Below are 21,637 nucleotides of genomic sequence, written 5' to 3'. Positions count from 1 at the left end.
ACTTATTCACACAATGAATTAGGTGCTGGAGACGACCTTGCCATTGTCTATAATCCCCAAACAATCTGGGGCAGCTTTGACCTGATGAAACAATACCCCACCGATTCAGCAGCCGCCGCAACGGCGATGGCATCGGGAACGAAAACCTTTAATGCTGCCATTGGGGTTGACGAAAATGAACAGAATCTGGTTAATATCAGCGAAGATTTTGAAGCGCTGAATAAGGCTACCGGGGTCATCAGTTCGGTTGAATTCAGTCATGCCACGCCGGCGGGCTTTGTCGCTCATAACGCCAGCAGACAAAATTACAGCGAAATTGCGAACGAAATGATTAATGACAGCAAAACCGATGTCATTATGGGGGCCGGCCATCCGCTGTATGACAACAATGGCGAACTGCAAACAACGGTTGAGGACAAAAATTATAAATATGTCGGCGGAAAAGATACCTGGGATAACCTGGTTGCTGGAAATCTGGGAAATGATGCTGACGGGGATGGCACGATTGAAAACTGGAACCTGATTCAGACAAAAGAAGCCTTTGAAAACCTCCAGACCGGGAATACCCCGGAACGAGTTGTTGGGGTTCCGGAAGTGTATGAAACCCTTCAGTACAACCGCTCTGGCGATTTGGCCGCAGCACCATTTGCCGTCGCCGTTAATGATAACGTGCCAACGCTGGACGTGATGACAAAAGGCGCGCTTAATGTTCTGGACAACGACGAGGATGGTTTTTTCCTGATGGTTGAAGGCGGCGCCATTGACTGGGCCGGCCATGGTAATTCCAGCGGCCGCGTAATTGAGGAAGAAATTGATTTTAACAACTCGGTGGAAGCCGTCTGTGACTGGGTTGAAACCAACAGCAACTGGTCAGAAACACTGGTGATTGTCACCGGCGATCATGAAACCGGATATCTTACCGGTACCGCTGGTGTTTATGACGAGGTTGTCAATAATGGTAAAGGCGTGATGCCGACGATGGCCTGGAACAGCAAAGATCATACCAATCAACTGGTTCCTTTCTTTGCCAAAGGCGTGGGCGCAGCGTTATTAAATAGCTATGCTGACGGTTCTGATCCAATCAAAGGTGCTTATCTGGATAACTCCGAAATAGCGCTGGCGATCCGAAATTTAATTAATTAGAACGGAATCAGAAGGACGGCCAGATCGGGTCGATTAAATCATAGTAGTAAATAAAATTTGCATAAAAAGCCATCGGTTTGCATAAATCGGTGGCTTTTTGATATGAATATTTTAGGATGATAGTATTCGGGGTTGTTTTGGGTAGTAAACAACCGTAGACAAAATATGGCGCCGGAAAGGCAGAACATGATGGCGGTTGTAATTTTAAAGAATCAATGAATAACAATGAGAGGGTGACTAAATGAGTGAAAATGGCGTAATGATGCAGTATTTTGAATGGTATTTAGCAGATGATGGGAACCATTGGCAAAGACTGAAAGAGGATGCCGGGCACTTAAAAGAAATCGGCATCAGTTTAGTGTGGATGCCCCCGGCAACCAAGGCAACCGGCACCAATGACGTGGGTTATGGGGTCTACGACCTCTACGATCTGGGCGAATTTGATCAAAAGGGCGCGGTTCGAACCAAATACGGAACCAAAGCCGACTATCTGGCCGCAATCAAGGCCTTGCATGATCAGGGCATCCTGGCCATTGCCGATGTTGTCTTAAACCATAAAGCCGGCGCCGATGCCACCGAACGCTTTCCGGCCTACGAAGTCGATCCCAATAATCATCAGAAAAAAGTGTCGGATGACTATGAGATTGAAGGCTGGACCAAATTTGTCTTTCCGGGGCGACAGGGTCAATACTCCGAATTTCAATGGAATTGGACCCATTTTTCCGGCACCGATTTTAACAAAGAAAATGATAAAAAAGCGATTTATATGATTAAAGGCACCGCTAAAGGCTGGGCCGAAAATGCCGAAGTTGACTCGGAATATGGCAATTATGATTACCTGATGTATGCCGACGTGGATTATGATCATCCGGATGTGCGCGATGAGGTAAAACGTTGGAGTGAATGGTATGTCAATGAAACCGGCGTCGATGGTTTTCGCCTGGATGCGGTTAAACATATTGAAGGCCAATTTATTGATGAGTTTATCAAGAACATCCGCGAAAAAATGGGTGATGATTTTTATGCGGTGGGCGAATATTGGAAGCAGAAATACGCCACCCTGGATGATTATATTGACGAGACCGCCTGCAATGTCGATTTGTGCGATGTGCCGTTGCATATGAAATTCTCACAGGCCAGCCATGCCGGAAACAGTTTTGATATGAGTAAAATATTTCAAAATACCTTGATGGAGAAAAATCCCACCAATGCCGTAACCTTTGTCGATAATCATGATTCGCAACCATCCCAGGCTCTGGAATCATGGGTCGATGACTGGTTCAAGCCGCTGGCTTATGGCATGATCTTATTGCGCGAAGGCGGCTTGCCCTGCGTTTTTTATGGCGACTACTACGGCATTGGCGGCGAGAATCCGCTCCCCGGCAAACAGGAGTTAATCGATCAATTGTTAGCGTTACGGATGCGCGCTGCCCATGGCCAGCAAAACGATTATCTTGATCATCCCAACTGTATCGGCTGGACCCGCGAAGGTGACGAAGCCCATCCCGGCGGCCTGGCCGTTTTATTAACCAATAGTGATGACGGCTATAAAGATATGTATATAGGCACCCAACACGCGGGTAAAGATTATCGGGACTATCTGGGTCATCGGGACGAAACCGTGACGATCAATGAAGCGGGGATCGGCACCTTCTTTTGTGCGCCCGGTTCGATTTCGGTCTGGACCGAAGCGGTGGCCGAACCGGAAACCGAGCAATGACCGTAAGCTGCATAAATAGACTGGCTTCGCTCTCAAAAGATCCCCAAAATAAAAAGAGCCGGGCTACCCCGGCTCTGATCCCTGACCGGACGCCGAACGTCCCCGGGGCTTGCTGATTAAATGATGTTGTTTAAAGGAACAGATTAAAAGCTACTTTACCACAGCCCCAACCGCCGCCATAATTGCTTCAAACAGATCCGGCTCCCAGGCGCTGCGGCCGATAAATAAGCCGTCGACGTTATCCAGCCGGGCATAATCACTGGCGTTATTGATATTGACGCTGCCGCCAAACAGCAGCGGTACCGCCTGGCCGCTGGGGCCGTAACGGTCAATCAGGACCTGACGCAGGAAGTTGTGGATTTCCTCGACATAGGGGGTTGCGGCCGGGGTACCACCAACGCCAATGGCCCAGACCGGTTCATAGGCGATCCAGAATTGGCCGATGGCCGTCGCCGGAACATCGGTTAAGGCGATCTTTAACTGTTTGGCCAGCATTTCTGGGGAAACGCCATAGTCTTTATCGGCCTGCTGCTCACCGATGCAAATCAGCGGGGTAAAACCGTGTTTCAGGGCGGCCAGGGCTTTTTTATTGACCGCTTCATCCGTTTCATTAAAATACTGGCGCCGTTCGCTATGGCCCAGCTCAATGATATCGACCCCGATTTCGGCCAGCATCAGCGGCGAAATTTCGCCGGTAAACTGGCCAAAGTCCTGCTCGTGCATATTCTGGGCGCCCAGCTTGAGGGGGCTTTTTTGAGCAGCAAGCGCTTCTTTCATTTTCCACAGGTGGGTATAGGGGGGGATGATGAAAAACTCGAATTGGGCATACTTCCCAATGATCGCCATCAGGGCCTCGCTGTAGGCCAGACCCTGGGCCAGGGTTTTGTTCATCTTCCAGTTGGTTCCCAGTAAAAACTTTTTCATCGTTGGCCTATTTCAGGTAGGTTTTTTCAAGCCGGTGCATCGCTTCAACTTTTCTGGTTGAGCCGCCGCCCTGAAAATCACTTTTTAGCCATGCCTCGGCAATCATTTTGGCCAGTTCGGTGCCAATTACCCGGGCCCCCATGGTCAGGACATTGGCGTCATTGCTTTTGGCCAGCCGTTCGGCCGAATAGACATCGTGGCAGGTGCCGGCAAAAACGCCGGGTACCTTGTTGGCCATCATTGCCACGCCCAGCCCGGTACCGCAAAAGATAAAACCGCGGTCATATTCTTTATTCTTAATCGTTTCAGCCAGGTTAAAGGCAATTTCAGGATAGTCGCAATCGTGAGTTGCCGAATAATTTAAATCGGTGATATCGTAACCGGCGTTCTTCAAATAATTATAAATTTCGTCTTTAAAATCAATGGCAGCATCGTCACAGTCAACAGCAATTTTCATCATCATCCTCCTGGTATCTAAATTTGAACAGAACATTTTACAGGGTGTAAAAATAACCCATTCCTTAAGGTATTTAACTCGTGTATACGCTATCATTATGGCATAGATACAGGGATTTGTAAAGAATCTGGTCATTTGAGCAAACATGAAATTAAGTCATAAAAAGAAAATTCTGGTTTTAAGAAAAAATTGTTAAAAAGTGGGTAATAACCTTAATAGGGCCCAAAAAGTTGGAGGAAGAGTATGACAGGTGTAATTATCGTATCGCATAGTGAAAAGTTGGCCGAAGGGCTGCGCGACATTGTCATGGAAATGAATGATGGCAGCGTCGCCGTGATTGCTGCCGGCGGGGCCGCCGATGGTCGGATTGGTACCAATACCACCAAGATCAAAAACGCCATCGAGAGCCTGGCCGAACGGGAGCATATTCTGATCTTTGTCGATCTGGGCTCGGCGGTGATCTGCAGTGAGACCGCCATCGAAATGCTGGAGGATGAAGCGCTCCAGGCCAAGGTCCACATCGTCGACGCACCGCTGGTTGAAGGGGTGATTGGCGGGGTGATCCAGGCCACCATCTGCAATGAACTGAAAAAAATTATTGCCACCGCCAAAGAAGGGGCGACCCTGAGAAAGGTTCACTAAATGGTCTATCGATTGGGAAAATTTCCCCATTTGGGGAAATAACGCCCATAACATAGAAAGCGCAAGCAAGTCATTGGCTTTATGAGTGGGTTTCACTCTGGCATGGTTCTTGCGCTAAGAAAACGTATACAAAGACTTGTTCAAACAAATAATTTTAGGAGGAAGAAATGAAACGATTAATCAATGATCCCTATGATGTAGTAGAAGAAATGCTGGCCGGTTATGTAACCGCCCACAAAGACCATGTGGTCTTAGATCAGACATCTGAAGCTCAGGGCCGGGTGGTTGTCAGTAAAACCGCCAAGCAAAAAGACAAGGTCGGCGTGATCATCGGCGGTGGCTCCGGACATGAACCCTTATTCCTGGGCTATGTCGGCAAAGGCTTTGCTGATGCTGCGGTTATTGGTAACATCAATACCTCACCATCGCCTGATCCCTGTTATGCCTCGGTCAAAGCCATCGATACCGGTAAAGGTTGCATCTACCTTTATGGCAACTATGCCGGCGATGTGATGAACTTTGACATGGGCGCTGAAAAAGCCGATGAAGAAGACGGCATCCGGGTTGAAACGGTACTGGTTACCGATGATGTCATTTCTTCTGAAAATATTGAAGACCGTCGTGGGATTGCCGGAGACTTCTTTGTCTTTAAAGCCGCCGGAGCCAAAGCGGAAATGGGCGGCGATCTTGATGCCGTGGTGGCAGCAGCGAAAAAATGCAACGACGTCACCCGGACCATGGGCGTGGCCATGTCCTCGGCCACCTTGCCGTCAAAAGGCGGTCCGATTTTTGAAATGGAAGACGGCGATATGGAAATTGGCATGGGTATCCATGGCGAACCCGGGGTCCGTCGCGGCAAAATCGAAGCAGCTGACAAGGTCATCGACCAGATTATGGAACCGATTCTGGCTGATCTGCCTTATCAAAGCGGCGACGAGGTTTATGTCCTGGTCAACAGCCTGGGCGCCACCCCACTGATGGATCTGCACATCTGCTTCCGTCGCGTTGCTGAAATCCTGGCCGACAAAGGCATTACCATTTACAAATCCCTGATTGGTTCCTTCGCTTCCTCCATGGATATGGCCGGAATGTCCGTCACCCTGGTAAAACTGGACGCCGAAATGAAAGAATTATTGGATTATCCCTGCGACACCCCCTATTTTAAACAATTCTAAACAGCAACGAGAATAATAACAAAACGGGTTGATGGGAAACCATCATCCTTGAGGTTGTCGATAAACTACCGTACCGACCAATTGTTAATCTGTTGTTCGCCGCGGAATCGGACAGGCTCTGCCGTGTCCGCTCCGATGCGTACAACATGATGTAACAATTGTCGGTACTAGGTTATCTTATTTAACAAACTTTGGGTTGGTGGGAAACCATCAACCCGAAATCATTGTCAGGAGAAGAATTATGAGCGATTATATTTTAAATAAAGACTACTTTCTTGGGGTGATTGATGACCTCATTGTATTGGCCGAAGAGAAAAAGGATTATTTTTCGGAACTGGATTCAGCCATTGGCGACGGTGACCATGGCATGAATATGAGTATTGGTTTTCGCGAAGTCAGCAAAAACCTGGATGGCTGGAAAGATGAAGATATCAATACGCTGTTCAAAAATGTCGGCACCGCCCTGCTTGATAAGGTCGGCGGCGCTTCCGGCCCGCTTTATGGCGGCTTCTTCAGCAAATTTGGAGTGCCTGCCAAAGGCAAAGAGGCCGTGAACTTTGACGAATTTATTGAAATGATGGAAGCCGGCGTGGCGATCATCGAAAAACGGGGCAAGGCAGTGGTTGGCGATAAAACCATGGTCGATACCCTCCGACCCGCCGTTGACGCCTTAAACACCGCTTATCATCAAGACGGGCTGGCACCCAAAGAAGCGATGAAAAAAGCGCTTGAGGTGGGTGAAACCGGTTCCGACTCAACCATCCCGATCATCGCCAAAAAAGGCCGGGCGATGCGGCTGGGCGAACGGGCCATCGGCCATCGCGATCCGGGCTCGGCCTCCAGTGCCGCCATTCTGGCAATTTTATATAACCGCATGCCGTAAAAATTTAAAAAAAAGAAGGCTAATAAAGAGCAGTCCCTCTGAGACAGAGCGCAGGTCACACCGGTTTACCGGCGTCGCCTCTGGATCATGGGACTTTTTTTAGATTGTCCGGCCGCAAAACAGCGAAACGGATCGCATTTGTAATAAATTTTTGCTGTAAAGGACTAGCAATGCACAGTGATAAAGTGTATAATAGCCTCAGATTATATTAGGAAAAGAGGACAAAAAGGAATGAAAAAAAGAAGTATACTTGGCTTGATGCTGATTGTCGTTCTGGTCGCTGGTTTATTTGCAGGTTGCAGCAGCAATACCACAAAAACTGACGATAATGCCAATAATGACGATAAGACCTTTGTGGTCGGTTTGGATGACTCCTTCCCACCAATGGGTTTCAGAGATGAAAAAAATGAAATCGTTGGTTTCGATGTGGATCTGGCCAAAGAAGTTGGTAAACGAATGGGCATGGAAGTGGTCCTGCAGCCAATCAACTGGGACACCAAAGAACTGGAACTGGATTCCGGCAGCATTGACGTCATCTGGAATGGCTTAACCATCACCGATGAACGTAAACAAGCGATGGATTTCACCACCCCTTACCTGGAAAATGATCAGGTGATCGTGGTCAAAAAAGATTCCCCGATCAAAACCAAAGCTGATTTAGCTGGCAAAAATGTTGGCGTTCAAAAAGGTTCTTCAGCCTTCGATGCTTTCACCGCTGACCCGATCAGTCAACAGGCAGCAGCCTTAAATGAGTATCCCGAAAATGTCTCAGCTCTTAACGATCTGGGTATTGGCCGAATCGATGCCGTTATCGTCGACTCCATCGTCGCTCGCTACTACATCACCTCGGAAACAGCTGAATTTGTCATCTTGAGCGAAAGCTTATCGCCAGAATTATATGGCGTCGGGATCAAAAAAGGCAATACCGAGTTACTGACTCAGATCCAGGATGCCATGGATGCCATGGTTGCCGATGGAACAGCCGCGACCATTTCAACCAAGTGGTTTGGCGAAGACATCATCTACAAAAAATAACTAAAAGAAAACAATCATTATTTAGAAATCGGATAGTTTCTATCCGATTTTTTTATGACTTGCAATACCTTACTTTAATTCATTCCTCAGGAGAATAAAATGTCAGATTTTTATATCTATTTATCAAATATCACCCTACCAATGCTGCAGGGGATGGTGATCACCCTCAGTGTTTTTGCCGTCACGATTGTCTGTTCCATACCCTTGGGTTTCATGTTTACCTTAATGGCCCGCAGTCGCCTAAAGCCGGTTAAATCACTGGCCAAGGGCTATATCTATGTGGTCCGGGGCACCCCCTTGCTGCTCCAGATTATGTTTGTCTATTTTGGCCTACCGCTATTGCCGGTGGTCGGACACTATCTTATTTTGGGCCGTTTTACGGCTGCCTGTCTGGCCTTTTGCATGAACTACGCGGCTTATTTTGCCGAAATCTTCCGGGGCGGTTTGCTGGCCATTGACAAAGGACAGTATGAAGCGGCTAAAGTTCTGGGCCTGACAAAATTGGAAACGATGATCCGGGTGGTAATTCCCCAGATGATTCGGGTCTGTTTGCCGGCGATCAGCAATGAAACCATCACCCTGGTCAAAGACACCGCGCTGGTCACGGTAATCGGCGTGGCCGAGATTCTCCATTATGCCAAAACGGCCGTGAATCGCGACAGCGATAACTTTGCGTTTCTGGTGGCGGCGGCCTTGTACCTACTGATCAACTTTGTGATCACGATGGTATTCAAAAAGCTTGAAACCAAATACGAGTTCTAGGGGAAAATGATGGAAATTATAAAAGTCAATCAACTTAATAAAAGTTTTGGAGATAATCATGTCTTAAAGGATATCTCATTTACCGTCAATAAGGGCGATGTAATGGCGATCATCGGGTCATCCGGATCGGGTAAATCGACGCTCCTGCGCTGCCTGATCGATCTGGAAAAGGCCGACAGCGGCGATATCATCATGGAAGGCAAACCGCTGCTAAAAGACGGCGTCTACCCCAGTGCCCCGGAGATCCGCACGATTATCATGAAGATGGGGATGGTGTTTCAGCACTTCAACCTGTTCCCTCATCTGACGGTCCGTCAGAATCTCGAATTGGCCCCCAAGGTCGTCAAAAAAGAAGAAACGGGCGCGATGAACCAGCGCTGCGAAGCCTATCTGAACAAGGTGGGTCTGCTGGAACGGATTGATGCCATGCCCTCGACCCTGTCGGGCGGCGAAAAACAACGGGTGGCCATCGCCCGGGCACTGATGATGAATCCTGATATTCTGCTTTTCGATGAGCCCACCTCGGCCCTGGATCCGGAACTGACCGGCGAGGTCTTAAGCGTCATGCAAAGCCTGGCTAACGAGCACATGACCATGGTGGTGGTGACCCACGAAATGAGTTTTGCCCGGGAAGTCGCCAACAAGGTGGTCTTTATGGATTCGGGCACGATTCTCGAAGAAGGATCTCCGGAAGATATTTTTATCCATCCGAAAGAAAAAAGAACCCAGGCGTTTTTAAGCAGTATTTTGCGAGAACAGAGCAATAAAGCCGCCAAAACGAAAAAGCACTACCGCCTGAAAAAATATTGCTGACAAAAAACGCGGAGTCAAAATAGTAATTTAATGAAAAAACAAAGAAAGCCTTCCCGCATCGTGCGGGAAGGCTTTTAAAATACAAAATAGGATTGACAACCAGATAATTTTGTGATAGCATATAAAATTGCATTGGTATCTTTTAAAATAAGGTTAGAATGCATCCTTGTCGTCAATTTTTAGGCGATCAACGAATCATTTGCGACTCGGTCATGAATAACTGATCAAAGGGGAAACATGTCGGAGCCAGTGAATATGAAATTGATTACGGTCTAATAATAACACAAGGCGAGACGAAACACAACAGGCAAATTTGGGATACCCACAGGCCGAACACGAGTCGGTGAGGGGTAGTCCGTTGCTGAGTATTTTTGCGAGGGGTGATATTGGATGGTAATGTTGCATCCTGAAAAAGATGGTTTAAGAACACGCCAAAGCTTTTCTAAAATCAAAGAAGTTATTGAAATGCCGAACCTGATTGAGGTTCAGAAAGATTCATACAACTGGTTTATTGAAAAAGGACTCCAAGAGGTTTTCGACGATATTGATAAAATCGAAGACTACACTGGAAATCTGGTTTTAGAATTTGTGGATTATTCCATAGAGGGAAAACCGAAGTATTCAGTGGAGGAGTGTAAAGAGAGGGATCAAACCTACTTTATACCATTAAAAGTAACAGTTCGTTTAATAAATAAGGAAAAGAACGAAGTTAAAGAGCAAAAGGTCTATATGGCTGATTTGCATAAAATGACAGAAACCGGAACCTTCATTGTTAATGGAGCGGAACGGGTTATTGTCAGCCAGCTGGTGCGATCACCAGGGGCATATTTTTCCTTGAGCCGTGATAAACTGGGTAAGAAATTGTTCTCAGCCCAGGTTATTCCTAACCGTGGTGCCTGGTTGGAATATGAAACAGATTCCAATGACATCATGTACGTTAAAATTGACCGGACCCGTAAATTACCGATCACCGCGCTGATTCGTGCGCTGGGGATGGGAACCAATCAGGAAATTCTTGATTTTTACGGTGACGACTACCGACTCATCGAAACGATCAAAAAAGATGAAAACAACAATATGAAATCAACCCGGGATGGTTTGATCGAGATTTATAAGCGATTAAGACCCGGCGAGCCACCAACGGTGGAAAGCGCGCAATCCCTGCTTAATTCGATGTTCTTCGACGATCGTCGCTATGACCTGGCCAAGGTCGGCCGTCATAAATACAACAAGAAATTATCGCTGGCCACCCGAATTGCCGGCCAACGGGCGGCCAATACCGTGGTCAATCCGGAAACTGGTGAAGTCTACGTTGAAGAGAACGAAATCATCTCCATCGAGATAGCCACCGATATTCAGAATACCGGGATCAATGTCGTAGATGTCAAGGTTGATGATAAAACCGTCCGCGTCATAGGAAACGGTTTTGTCGACATCAATGCCCAGGATCTGCCTTTTGACATCAGTGATCTGGACATCAAAGAATTTGTCTGTTATGAAGTGCTAAAAGAGATTTTAGAATCAGACATGACGGATGAAGAAAAGAAAAAATCGATTAAAAAACGAATGGATGAGCTGGTACCCAAGCATGTGCTGATTTCCGATCTGCACGCCTCCATCTCTTATATTATCGGTCTTGACTATGACATCGGCGCCATCGATGATATTGACCATTTGGGTAATCGTCGTCTGCGTTCAGTGGGCGAGTTGTTACAAAATCAGTTCCGGATCGGGTTATCCCGAATGGAACGGGTAGTCCGCGAACGAATGTCAGTCCAGGACGATGAAATTTTAACGCCTCAGGGCTTAATCAATACCCGTCCGGTCAACGCCGCCTTAAAAGAATTCTTTGGTAGTTCCCAGCTGTCCCAGTTTATGGATCAGACCAACCCCTTGGCGGAACTGACCCATAAGCGACGTTTATCAGCATTGGGACCAGGCGGGTTAAGCCGTGAACGAGCCGGGTTTGAGGTTCGAGATGTGCACCATAGCCATTATGGCCGGATGTGTCCAATTGAAACCCCTGAAGGTCCTAACATCGGTTTGATCGGTTCCCTCAGTACCTACGCCCGGGTTAATGAATATGGCTTTATTGAAGCCCCCTACCGTAAGGTTTATGATGGCGTCGTCACCGATGAAATTCATTATCTGGCCGCGGATGAAGAAGGCCGCTACACCATTGCCCAGGCCAATGAACCATTGGATGATACCAACCGCTTTGTCCGTAAACAGGTAACCGGTCGTGCCGGCAGCAAACGAGATTTCGTGCTGATTCCCCCGGATCGGGTCGATTACATGGATATTTCGCCAAAACAGATCGTTTCAGTTGCGACATCGCTGATTCCCTTCCTTGAAAATGATGATGCCAACCGGGCCCTGATGGGCGCCAACATGCAACGTCAGGCCGTGCCACTGCTGATTCCAAAAGCACCGGTTATCGGGACGGGAATGGAACACAAGGCTGCCAAGGATTCCGGCGTCTGTGTGATTGCCAAAAATGCCGGCACCATCGAACGGGTGGAAGCGTCAGCTATTCATATCCGCACCGACAACGGCGAGCTGGATAAATATACCTTACTTAAATTTAAACGCTCCAATCAGGGTACCTGTATGAACCATAAACCGTTGGTCAACAAAGGACAATATGTTCAGGCCGGCGAAATCATTGCCGATGGTCCGTCCACCGAAATGGGCGAACTGGCTCTGGGTCGTAACATTCTCATGGGCTTTATGACCTGGGAAGGTTACAACTACGAGGATGCGATCCTGATCAATGAAAAACTGTTAAAAGAAGATGTCTTTACCTCGATTCATATTGAAGAATTTGAAGCCGAAGCAAGAGAAACCAAGCTGGGACCGGAAGAAATCACCCGGGACATCCCCAATGTCAGCGAAGATGCGCTGAAGAATTTGGATGAGCGCGGGATTATCTTTGTCGGTGCCGAGGTTAAATCAGACGACATTCTGGTTGGGAAAGTTACACCAAAGGGTGAAACCGACCTGTCTGCTGAAGAAAAACTGCTCCGCGCCATCTTTGGCGAAAAAGCCCGGGAAATCCGGGATACCTCATTGAAGGTTCCGCATGGCGAATCCGGGATTGTTCTGGATGTTAAAGTCTTCTCCCGTGAAAATAAAGATGAAGATTTAAAACCGGGGGTTAATACCCTGGTACGCGTCCTGATCGCGGTTAAACGTAAAATTTCCGTTGGAGATAAAATGGCGGGTCGTCATGGTAATAAAGGGGTAATTTCCCGAATTTTGCCGGAAGAAGATATGCCGTTTATGCCAGACGGAACCGCTCTGGAGATTGTGCTTAATCCGCTGGGGGTTCCTTCGCGAATGAACATTGGACAGGTATTGGAAGTCCATCTGGGACTGGCCATGCGATCGATCGGCTGGCACATTGCCACGCCAGTTTTTGACCCGGCTGATGAACAGGACATCATGGATCTGTTAAAGCAGGCCGATCTGCCTGAAGATGGTAAGATCCAACTTTATGATGGCCGCAGCGGCGAGCCCTTTGATAATAAGGTAACCGTCGGTTACATGTATATTCTTAAACTTCACCATTTGGTTGATGATAAAATGCATGCCCGTTCGACCGGACCATACTCCTTAGTGACCCAGCAACCTTTGGGCGGTAAAGCTCAATTTGGGGGACAGCGTTTTGGAGAAATGGAAGTTTGGGCGCTGGAAGCCTATGGCGCTGCGCATACCCTGCAGGAAATTTTAACAATCAAGTCAGATGACGTGGTTGGCCGGGTTAAAGCCTACGAAGCCATTGTCAAAGGCGAAAATATTCCAAAACCAGGGATACCAGAGTCATTCAAGGTACTGATGAAAGAATTCCAGAGTTTAGCTCTGGATGTCAACATCCTCAATGATCAGGAAATGATTAAAATGCTTGATGATGAGATGGATGAACGGGATCCTTTGGAAGAACTGGCCATTGAAATTGGCAGCACCGAAATTTCCGAAGCCGGAGACGACGTGAAATTGGAAGACAGCTTCCAGATTAAGAGCATTGATGATGACGATGACGACATATTATTATAAGAATAAATTTATTAAAGAAGGGAGCGAAGCCATTTGTTAAACGAGGAATTCACCTTCAAATCCTTACAGATCGGATTGGCCTCACCTGAGAAAATCAGAGAGTGGTCACGTGGAGAAGTAAAAAAACCGGAAACCATTAATTATAGAACCCTGAAACCAGAAAAAGAGGGGTTGTTTTGCGAGAAAATTTTTGGACCGCAGAAAGACTGGGAATGTAACTGTGGTAAGTACAAGCGTATTCGCCATAAGGGCATTGTCTGTGAAAACTGTGGGGTTGAAGTAACTAAGGCTAAGGTTAGACGTGAGCGGATGGGGCATATTGAATTAGCCTCTCCGGTTTCACATATCTGGTATTTTAAAGGAATCCCCAGTCGAATGGGTCTGATTCTGGAAATGTCGCCCAGAAATCTGGAAAAAATTATTTATTTTGCCGCCTATGTGGTCACCGATCCGGGCGAAAGCAATTTTGATTTCAAACAGATCCTCACCGAAGCAGAGTATAAAGAAGCTAAGAGTCAGTTTGGCAATAAGTTTACCGCCAGCATTGGTGCTGAAGCGATTCAGGAATTACTGAAACTAGTTGACCTGGATCAGGAATCAGCCGTGCTGAAGGAAGAACTCAAAGGCAGTTCCGGTCAGAAAAAGATCCGGGTCGCCCGACGTCTGGAAGCGGTTGAAGCGTTTAGAAATTCCAATAACCGCCCAGAATGGATGATTCTCGAAACCATCCCGGTTATTCCACCAGAATTGCGGCCAATGGTCCAGTTGGACGGGGGTCGTTTTGCCACCTCGGATCTGAATGACCTGTACCGCCGGGTCATTAACCGAAACAACCGGTTGTTAAAACTGCTGGAACTGGATGCGCCGGATATCATTGTGCAAAATGAAAAACGGATGCTTCAGGAAGCTGTCGATGCCCTGATTGACAATGGTCGTCGTGGCCGAGCTGTCACCGGACCGGGTAACCGTCCTTTTAAATCCCTCAGTGACATGCTTAAAGGGAAACAGGGGCGTTTCCGTCAGAACCTTTTGGGGAAACGAGTTGACTACTCTGGCCGTTCGGTTATCGTCGTCGGACCGGATCTGAAAATGTTCCAATGCGGACTCCCTAAAGAAATGGCGATTGAATTATTCAAACCATTTGTAATGCGGGAACTGGTTGGCCGTAACCTGTCACAAAACATTAAAAGTGCCAAAAAAATGGTCGAAAAACTGGATCCGATGGTCTGGGATGTGTTGGAAGATGTTATTCAGGAACATCCGGTCCTGTTAAACCGGGCCCCAACCCTCCATCGCCTGGGGATTCAAGCCTTTGAACCAGTTCTGGTTGAAGGTAAAGCAATCAAACTTCATCCGCTGGTATGTACGGCCTACAATGCCGACTTTGATGGCGATCAGATGGCTGTCCATGTGCCCTTATCAGTCGAAGCTCAAGCGGAAGCCCGCTTCCTGATGCTGGCATCCAATAATATTCTTAAACCACAGGATGGTACGCCAGTTGTAGCCCCAACCCAGGATATGATCTTAGGTACCTATTACATGACTATCTATAAGAAAGATGGTAAAGGTACCAATAGTGTCTTCCGCGATCTGGATGAAATGGAAATGGCTTACTTCAATAAAGATGTCGAGCTCCATTCTCAGGTTAAGGTGCGAATTACCAAAGAAATTGATGGCGAAATGATGACCCGTTTAGTTGATGGAACTGTGGGCCGATTCATTTTTAATACCATTATTCCCCAGGAACTGGGTTTTGTTAAACGGGATACCATCGAAGAAAAATTCGCCTTAGAAGTTGACCGTCAAGTTAATAAAAAAGTATTGTCAGAAATTGTTGAACGATGCTATAAAACATATGGACCCACCAAAACATCTGAAGTACTGGATGAAATAAAACGCTTAGGTTTTAAATTCTCAACCCGCGGCGCCATTACCGTTGGGGTCAGCGATATGGAAGTTCCGAAAAATAAAGAGGAAATCCTTTCTCGCGCCGATGACAAGATCACCGAAAACATGACCCTCTATCGTCAAGGTTTTATCAGTGATGAAGAACGTTATAACAACGTTGTTGAAATCTGGAACAAAGCCACCGACGAGGTTACCGATGCCCTGTTGGATCACCTTGAAGATCTGAACCCGATCAACATGATGGCGGATTCCGGGGCCCGAGGTAGTAAAAACCAGATTCGTCAGTTAGCTGGGATGCGTGGTCTGATGGCCAACCCAAGTGGTCGAATCATCGAACTGCCAATCCGCTCAAACTTCCGTGAAGGGTTAAATGTATTGGAGTTTTTCTCCTCCACCCATGGGGCCCGAAAAGGTCTGGCGGATACCGCTCTGCGAACCGCCGATTCCGGTTACCTGACCCGACGTCTGGTTGATGTCAGCCAGGATGTGATTGTCCGTGAGGATGATTGCGGCACCACCCGGGGCTATGAGGTTTCCACCATTAACGATCACGGCGAAATTATCGAAACCCTGCATGAACGACTGGTCGGCCGATATGCCTTTGAAGATGTGGTTCACCCGGAAACAGGCGAAGTTCTGGCACCGGCGGGCGAGATCATCTCTACTGAAATGGCTGACAGTATTGATAAAGCGGGAATTGAAAAAGTATTAATCCGCGCCGCCTTTAATTGTCAGTCCAAATATGGCGTCTGTAAAAAATGCTATGGGGTTGATTTAACCACCTGGCGACCCGTTGAAATCGGCGAAGCAGTTGGTATCATTGCCGCTCAGTCGATTGGTGAGCCGGGTACCCAGCTGACCATGCGTACCTTCCATACTGGTGGGGTTGCTTCGGCTGACGATATCACCCAGGGTCTTCCCCGTATCGAAGAGCTTTTCGAAGCTCGAAAACCGAAAGGCCAGGCGATTATTTCAGAAATTGACGGTCGCGTGGAAATTCAGGATACTCAGAAGAAAACTGAAGCGGTTGTTACCGGTGCTGATGGCGATATGAAGGTTTACCTGATTCCTTACGGCTCACGATTGCGGGTTCATACCGGCGATCAGGTCATTGCCGGAGATGAGATCACCGAAGGTTCCATTAACCCCAGTGATATTCTTCGCATTCAGGGGATTGACCATGTGCAGCAATACTTGCTGCAGGAAGTACAAAAAGTTTACCGGATGCAAGGGGTACACATTGGCGACAAGCATCTGGAAGTTATTATCCGTCAAATGCTTAGAAAAGTTAAAATTGAAAACCCTGGCGACACCGCCTTACTGGCCGGCAGCTTAGTCGATATCTTCAATTTCGAAGAAGAAAACCGCGCCGCCCTGGAAAACGGTGGCGAAGAAGCGACAGCCAGCCGGGAACTGCTGGGTATCACCAAAGCATCACTGGCAACTGACTCATTCTTATCAGCCGCATCCTTCCAGGAAACCACCCGCGTCCTTACCGACGCTGCCATTAAAGGCAAGGTTGACCCCCTGATCGGACTTAAAGAAAATGTTATTATCGGACAATTGGTACCAGCCGGTACCGGCGTCAAGATGTATGGTGACATTGATCTGGTCTACGAACGGGAAGAGGAAGATGTTTATGAGGATATGATCGAAGATGATGTCCTGACTGAATCGCTGGATATTGTTTTTGATGATGATATTTTAAATGCCTATGTCGAAGAAGAGCAGGAAGAAAGCGATGATGCCATTATTACCGATCTGGACATCTTCGACCTGGATTTCTTAACAAAAGAATAATTCTTGACTTTTAGGACTCAAACATGTATAGTTATTAGGTGTGTTTAGAGAAATACATGAACAGCAAGAAGGAGGAACCGATGAATCAATTTGTTGATGTTTCAAAAGTGATTGGAATGAAACAAACTCTTAAGGCTGTGAAAGAAGGCAAAGCAATTAAAGTCATTTTGGCAGAAGATACCGATGAAAGTATCAAAAAAAGCATTGTCGAATGCTGTGATAGCCATCAGATCACGCTAGAACGGGTTGAAACCAAGGTTGGACTCGGAAAAGCCGGCGGGATTGAGCGGGCCGCAGCCGTCATTGCCATTATTAAATAATCTGAACCGGGGTTGCCGATAAGGTGATCCTGGTTCCAACCAAGTCATTAATAATCGTTTCGATTATTGATATATTAATATTAAAAGGAGGTGCAGGACTAAATGCCTACAATTAATCAGCTTGTAAAAAAAGGAAGAAAACGCATGGTAGAAAAAACAAAAACTCCAGCGTTGAAAGCAAACCCTCAAAAAAGAGGCGTATGTACAGCAGTTAGAACATCCACACCAAAGAAACCAAACTCGGCGCTTCGAAAAATCGCCAGAGTTCGTCTCGTTAACGGAATGGAAGTAACAGCCTATATTCCAGGTGTTGGCCACAATTTACAAGAACATAGTATTGTTCTTATTAAGGGTGGACGTGTCAAGGATTTACCAGGGGTTCGTTATAAAATTATCCGTGGTGCGCTTGATACCGCTGGTGTTGACGCTCGTAGACAAGCTCGATCCAAATACGGGGCTAAAAAGCCTAAAAAGTAGTAGTGCATAGTGCTGCATATTCAAGCGCTCGTTATTTAAATTGATCGAGACCAAATATATGTTAGAGACGCTATACGCACAACAACGAAACGTTGGATGTCGAGTACCGATGAACATAAAAATGTTAAGGAGGGAAGTAAAGTGCCTAGAAAAGGACCTGTTCCAAAAAGAGAAGTTTTACCTGATCCTATTTACGGAGATATTGTTGTAACTAAGTTAGTTAACAATATCATGTTAGATGGAAAAAAAGGTGTTGCCCAAAAAATCGTTTACGATGCATTTGAAAAAGTTACTGAAAAAACTGGCAAAGATGCCCTGGAAGCATTCCGGGAAGCTCTGGCTAATATCACACCTGTTTTAGAAGTTAAAGCTCGCCGAGTTGGTGGTGCTACCTACCAGGTGCCAATGGAAATCAGAACTGAGCGTAAACAAGCTTTAGGGTTACGTTGGTTAGTTAATTACTCAAGAAAAAGATCTGAAAAAACAATGAAGGATCGTTTAGCTGGAGAAATTATGGATGCACTCAATAATAGCGGTGCAGCTGTTAAGAAAAAAGATGATACTCACGCCATGGCTGAAGCCAATAAAGCTTTTGCACATTATCGTTGGTAGTCTTAATTTAGATTTAGAAATAAGAGAGGAAAGCATCTGTGTCAAGAGAGTATAGTTTAGATAAAACAAGAAATATAGGTATTATGGCACATATTGATGCAGGAAAAACCACTACCACAGAAAGAATCCTGTTCTATTCCGGAAAAATCCATAAAATTGGAGAAACCCATGATGGGGTTTCTCAAATGGACTGGATGGAACAAGAACAAGAAAGAGGTATTACCATTACCTCGGCAGCAACCACGTGTTTTTGGAACAACAACCGTATCAATATCATTGATACACCAGGCCACGTTGATTTTACCGTAGAAGTAGAACGATCGTTGAGAGTTCTTGATGGAGCGGTAGCTGTTTTTTGTGCAAAAGGTGGCGTTGAACCTCAATCAGAAACAGTATGGCGTCAAGCTGATAAATATCATGTTCCCAGAATGGCATACATTAACAAGATGGACATTACCGGAGCCGATTTTTATAATGTACTGAAGATGATGGAGGATCGTTTAAGCACGAATCCTGTTCCAATTCAATTACCTATTGGCAAAGAAAGTGACTTTGTGGGGATCATAGATCTCCTGATCATGAAAGCCATGATCTATAAAGATGATTTAGGCGAAGAAATTGAAATCGTCGATATTCCTGAAGACATGCGTGAGCTGGCTGACGAGTACCGCGAAAAACTAATTGAGTCTATTTCTGATTACGATGAAGCCATCATGGAAAAATTCCTTGAAGGCGAAGAAATTGGTCTTGACGAACTGAAGGCAGCCATTCGACTGGCAACATTGAATGTTGATATTATTCCAGTTGTTTGTGGTTCATCTTATAAAAACAAGGGTGTTCAATTAGTGTTGGACGCAATTGTCGACTATATGCCCTGCCCACTGGATGTTCCCGCGATCACTGGGATCAATCCTGATACTGAAGAAGAAGATAGCCGAAAAGCAAGTGATGATGAACCATTCTCAGCACTGGCATTTAAGATCATGACTGATCCATTTGTTGGAAAGCTGGCATTCTTCCGGGTATACTCTGGAAGCATTGAATCAGGTTCATATGTTTTCAATTCATCTAAGGGAAAAAGAGAACGTCTGGGTCGTATCCTGCAAATGCATGCCAACCATCGTGAAGAGATTACCACTGTTTATACAGGGGATATCGCTGCCGCAGTTGGTTTAAAAGATACCTCAACAGGGGATACTCTGTGTTCAGACAAGGCACCCATTATTCTTGAGTCCATGGAATTCCCGGAACCGGTAATACATGTTGCCATTGAACCAAAAACAAAGGCTGGCCAGGAAAAAATGAGTACTGCTTTAGCAAAACTTGCTGAAGAAGATCCTACTTTCAGAACCCGTACGGATGAAGAAACCGGACAAACCATCATCTCAGGAATGGGTGAACTTCACCTTGACATTATCGTTGACCGTATGTTGCGAGAATTCAAAGTTGAAGCTAATGTCGGCGCACCACAGGTAGCATATAAAGAATCCATTACCAAAGCAGTAGATGCTGAAGGTAAATTTGCTCGTCAATCGGGTGGTCGTGGTCAATATGGTCATTGTCTCATCCGTATGGAGCCAGTTGAACCTGGGACCGGATATATCTTCGAAAACAAGACCGTTGGGGGATCGATTCCAAAAGAATTCATCAACCCAATTAATCAGGGGATTGAAGAAGCAATGCGTAATGGTGTATTAGCCGGATATCCAGTATTGGATCTTAAGGTTATCGTTTATGACGGTTCTTACCATGACGTGGATTCATCAGAAATGGCCTTTAAAGTGGCCGGATCGATGGCGTTTAAAAACGGTATGAGAAAAGCCGATCCTGTTATCTTAGAACCAGTATTTAAACTTGAAGTCGTCATTCCAGAAGAATACATGGGGGACGTAATGGGCGATATCAGCTCACGACGTGGCCGTGTCGAGGGTATGGAAATGCGTGGTGGTGCACAGATCATTAAAGGGATGGTGCCACTGTCAGAAATGTTTGGATACGCAACAACACTAAGAAGTAAAACTCAGGGCCGTGGTGTTTACACCATGCAGTTCTCACACTATGAAGCTGTACCTAAATTTATTTCAGAAGAAATAATTGAAGGCCGTAAATAATAGCATAGCTATAAAATAATTTTTAAGGAGAAGAACAAATGGCAAAGTCAAAATTTGAAAGAAATAAGCCCCATGTAAATGTTGGAACAATTGGTCACGTCGATCATGGTAAAACAACATTAACAGCGGCAATCACATCTGTATTAAACAAGCGATTTGGAACAGGGGAAGCCGTAGCATTCGAAAATATCGATAAAGCCCCAGAAGAAAGAGAACGTGGGATCACCATTTCAACTGCTCACGTTGAATATGAAACTGCAACCCGTCACTATGCTCACGTTGACTGCCCGGGCCATGCCGATTATGTTAAGAACATGATCACCGGTGCTGCCCAAATGGATGGTGCCATCCTGGTTGTTAGTGCGGCTGATGGTCCAATGCCACAGACTCGTGAACATATCCTGTTAAGCCGTCAGGTAGGCGTACCATACATCGTTGTTTTCTTAAACAAAGTTGATATGGTAGACGACGAAGAATTACTGGAATTAGTAGAAATGGAAGTTCGTGAACTACTTGACGAATATGATTTCCCAGGCGATGATACACCAATCATCCCAGGTTCCGCTTTACGTGCATTAGAAGATCCAGACGGCCCATGGGGAGACAAAATTGTTGAACTGATGACCGCTGTTGATACCTGGGTTCCAGATCCAGTTCGTGATACAGACAAACCATTCCTGATGCCAGTAGAAGATGTCTTCTCAATCACCGGCCGTGGTACTGTAGCAACCGGACGTATCGAACGTGGGATTGTTAAAGTCGGCGAAGAAGTTGAAATCGTCGGGATTCATGATGTTCG

At 46.3% G+C, this 21,637-nt stretch carries 17 protein-coding genes; 15 read left to right on the top strand and 2 right to left on the bottom strand.

The window, feature by feature from the left end; translation table 11 throughout:
* Both Q7J41_RS08835 and Q7J41_RS08830 read left to right on the top strand, forming a co-directional pair.
* Positions 1-1,143: alkaline phosphatase (locus tag Q7J41_RS08835; RefSeq protein ID WP_304887232.1), on the top strand; the 1,143-nt coding region annotated here is incomplete at its 5' end.
* A gap of 241 nt (positions 1,144-1,384) precedes the next feature.
* On the top strand, positions 1,385-2,863 hold the full coding sequence (locus Q7J41_RS08830; protein ID WP_304887230.1) for an alpha-amylase: 1,479 nt from the start codon (positions 1,385-1,387) through the stop codon (positions 2,861-2,863).
* Positions 2,864-3,013: 150 nt separating this feature from the next.
* Here Q7J41_RS08830 and Q7J41_RS08825 read toward each other — a convergent pair whose 3' ends face one another.
* Together Q7J41_RS08825 and Q7J41_RS08820 are read right to left on the bottom strand one after the other, a co-directional pair.
* Positions 3,014-3,787, bottom strand: a complete 774-nt coding sequence (locus Q7J41_RS08825; RefSeq protein ID WP_304887228.1) for a triose-phosphate isomerase — start codon at positions 3,785-3,787, stop codon at positions 3,014-3,016.
* Positions 3,788-3,794: 7 nt separating this feature from the next.
* Positions 3,795-4,250, bottom strand: coding sequence for an RpiB/LacA/LacB family sugar-phosphate isomerase (locus Q7J41_RS08820; protein ID WP_304887226.1), 456 nt, complete (start codon positions 4,248-4,250; stop codon positions 3,795-3,797).
* Between the two features lie 237 nt (positions 4,251-4,487).
* On the opposite strand from Q7J41_RS08820, the gene dhaM reads away from it, so the two are divergent.
* From dhaM to Q7J41_RS08755, 13 genes are all read left to right on the top strand, one after another.
* Positions 4,488-4,886, top strand: a complete 399-nt coding sequence (gene dhaM / locus Q7J41_RS08815; protein WP_304887225.1) for a dihydroxyacetone kinase phosphoryl donor subunit DhaM — start codon at positions 4,488-4,490, stop codon at positions 4,884-4,886.
* Between the two features lie 167 nt (positions 4,887-5,053).
* On the top strand, positions 5,054-6,061 hold the full coding sequence (locus Q7J41_RS08810) for a dihydroxyacetone kinase subunit DhaK (protein ID WP_304887223.1): 1,008 nt from the start codon (positions 5,054-5,056) through the stop codon (positions 6,059-6,061).
* Positions 6,062-6,302: 241 nt separating this feature from the next.
* A complete protein-coding gene (gene dhaL, locus Q7J41_RS08805; protein ID WP_304887222.1) occupies positions 6,303-6,944 on the top strand; it encodes a dihydroxyacetone kinase subunit DhaL in 642 nt (213 codons plus the stop codon).
* Positions 6,945-7,175: 231 nt separating this feature from the next.
* Positions 7,176-7,979: an amino acid ABC transporter substrate-binding protein gene (locus Q7J41_RS08800; protein ID WP_304887220.1), complete on the top strand. Its 804-nt coding sequence runs from the start codon at positions 7,176-7,178 to the stop codon at positions 7,977-7,979.
* Between the two features lie 99 nt (positions 7,980-8,078).
* On the top strand, positions 8,079-8,741 hold the full coding sequence (locus Q7J41_RS08795; RefSeq protein ID WP_304887219.1) for an amino acid ABC transporter permease: 663 nt from the start codon (positions 8,079-8,081) through the stop codon (positions 8,739-8,741).
* A 9-nt stretch (positions 8,742-8,750) separates the two neighbouring features.
* Positions 8,751-9,554 carry an amino acid ABC transporter ATP-binding protein gene (locus tag Q7J41_RS08790; protein ID WP_304887236.1) on the top strand — a complete coding sequence of 268 codons (804 nt, stop codon included), beginning with the start codon at positions 8,751-8,753 and terminating at the stop codon, positions 9,552-9,554.
* Positions 9,555-9,950: 396 nt separating this feature from the next.
* On the top strand, positions 9,951-13,610 hold the full coding sequence (locus tag Q7J41_RS08785; protein WP_304887234.1) for a DNA-directed RNA polymerase subunit beta: 3,660 nt from the start codon (positions 9,951-9,953) through the stop codon (positions 13,608-13,610).
* Between the two features lie 33 nt (positions 13,611-13,643).
* Entirely contained in the window at positions 13,644-17,318 is a 3,675-nt protein-coding gene (gene rpoC / locus Q7J41_RS08780) for a DNA-directed RNA polymerase subunit beta' (protein ID WP_304887216.1), read from the top strand.
* Between the two features lie 80 nt (positions 17,319-17,398).
* The gene (locus Q7J41_RS08775) at positions 17,399-17,638 is read left to right on the top strand and encodes a ribosomal L7Ae/L30e/S12e/Gadd45 family protein (RefSeq protein WP_304887214.1); all 240 of its coding nucleotides are present in this window, start codon (positions 17,399-17,401) and stop codon (positions 17,636-17,638) included.
* Between the two features lie 102 nt (positions 17,639-17,740).
* Entirely contained in the window at positions 17,741-18,115 is a 375-nt protein-coding gene (rpsL, locus tag Q7J41_RS08770) for a 30S ribosomal protein S12 (protein WP_304887212.1), read from the top strand.
* A 141-nt stretch (positions 18,116-18,256) separates the two neighbouring features.
* Entirely contained in the window at positions 18,257-18,727 is a 471-nt protein-coding gene (gene rpsG / locus Q7J41_RS08765; protein WP_304887211.1) for a 30S ribosomal protein S7, read from the top strand.
* A 38-nt stretch (positions 18,728-18,765) separates the two neighbouring features.
* A complete protein-coding gene (fusA, locus tag Q7J41_RS08760; protein WP_304887209.1) occupies positions 18,766-20,838 on the top strand; it encodes an elongation factor G in 2,073 nt (690 codons plus the stop codon).
* 38 nt (positions 20,839-20,876) lie between these two features.
* Positions 20,877-21,637 (top strand): elongation factor Tu (locus Q7J41_RS08755; RefSeq protein ID WP_304887208.1); only part of this gene is annotated, 761 nt, incomplete at its 3' end.

It is taken from the genome of Acetobacterium sp., assembly GCF_030652775.1.
In the GTDB taxonomy this organism is placed as follows: domain Bacteria; phylum Bacillota; class Clostridia; order Eubacteriales; family Eubacteriaceae; genus Acetobacterium.
This window is presented reverse-complemented; position numbering and strand designations above follow the sequence as displayed.

Excerpts from the sequence above, each read along its gene's own strand:
- Q7J41_RS08830 (WP_304887230.1), top strand. The coding sequence starts at position 1,385 with ATGAGTGAAAATGGCGTAATGATGCAGTATTTTGAATGGTATTTAGCA.
- Q7J41_RS08825 (WP_304887228.1), bottom strand. The coding sequence starts at position 3,787 with ATGAAAAAGTTTTTACTGGGAACCAACTGGAAGATGAACAAAACCCTG.
- Q7J41_RS08820 (WP_304887226.1), bottom strand. The coding sequence starts at position 4,250 with ATGATGATGAAAATTGCTGTTGACTGTGACGATGCTGCCATTGATTTT.
- dhaM (WP_304887225.1), top strand. The coding sequence starts at position 4,488 with ATGACAGGTGTAATTATCGTATCGCATAGTGAAAAGTTGGCCGAAGGG.
- Q7J41_RS08810 (WP_304887223.1), top strand. The coding sequence starts at position 5,054 with ATGAAACGATTAATCAATGATCCCTATGATGTAGTAGAAGAAATGCTG.
- dhaL (WP_304887222.1), top strand. The coding sequence starts at position 6,303 with ATGAGCGATTATATTTTAAATAAAGACTACTTTCTTGGGGTGATTGAT.
- Q7J41_RS08800 (WP_304887220.1), top strand. The coding sequence starts at position 7,176 with ATGAAAAAAAGAAGTATACTTGGCTTGATGCTGATTGTCGTTCTGGTC.
- Q7J41_RS08795 (WP_304887219.1), top strand. The coding sequence starts at position 8,079 with ATGTCAGATTTTTATATCTATTTATCAAATATCACCCTACCAATGCTG.
- Q7J41_RS08790 (WP_304887236.1), top strand. The coding sequence starts at position 8,751 with ATGGAAATTATAAAAGTCAATCAACTTAATAAAAGTTTTGGAGATAAT.
- Q7J41_RS08785 (WP_304887234.1), top strand. The coding sequence starts at position 9,951 with ATGTTGCATCCTGAAAAAGATGGTTTAAGAACACGCCAAAGCTTTTCT.
- Q7J41_RS08775 (WP_304887214.1), top strand. The coding sequence starts at position 17,399 with ATGAATCAATTTGTTGATGTTTCAAAAGTGATTGGAATGAAACAAACT.
- rpsL (WP_304887212.1), top strand. The coding sequence starts at position 17,741 with ATGCCTACAATTAATCAGCTTGTAAAAAAAGGAAGAAAACGCATGGTA.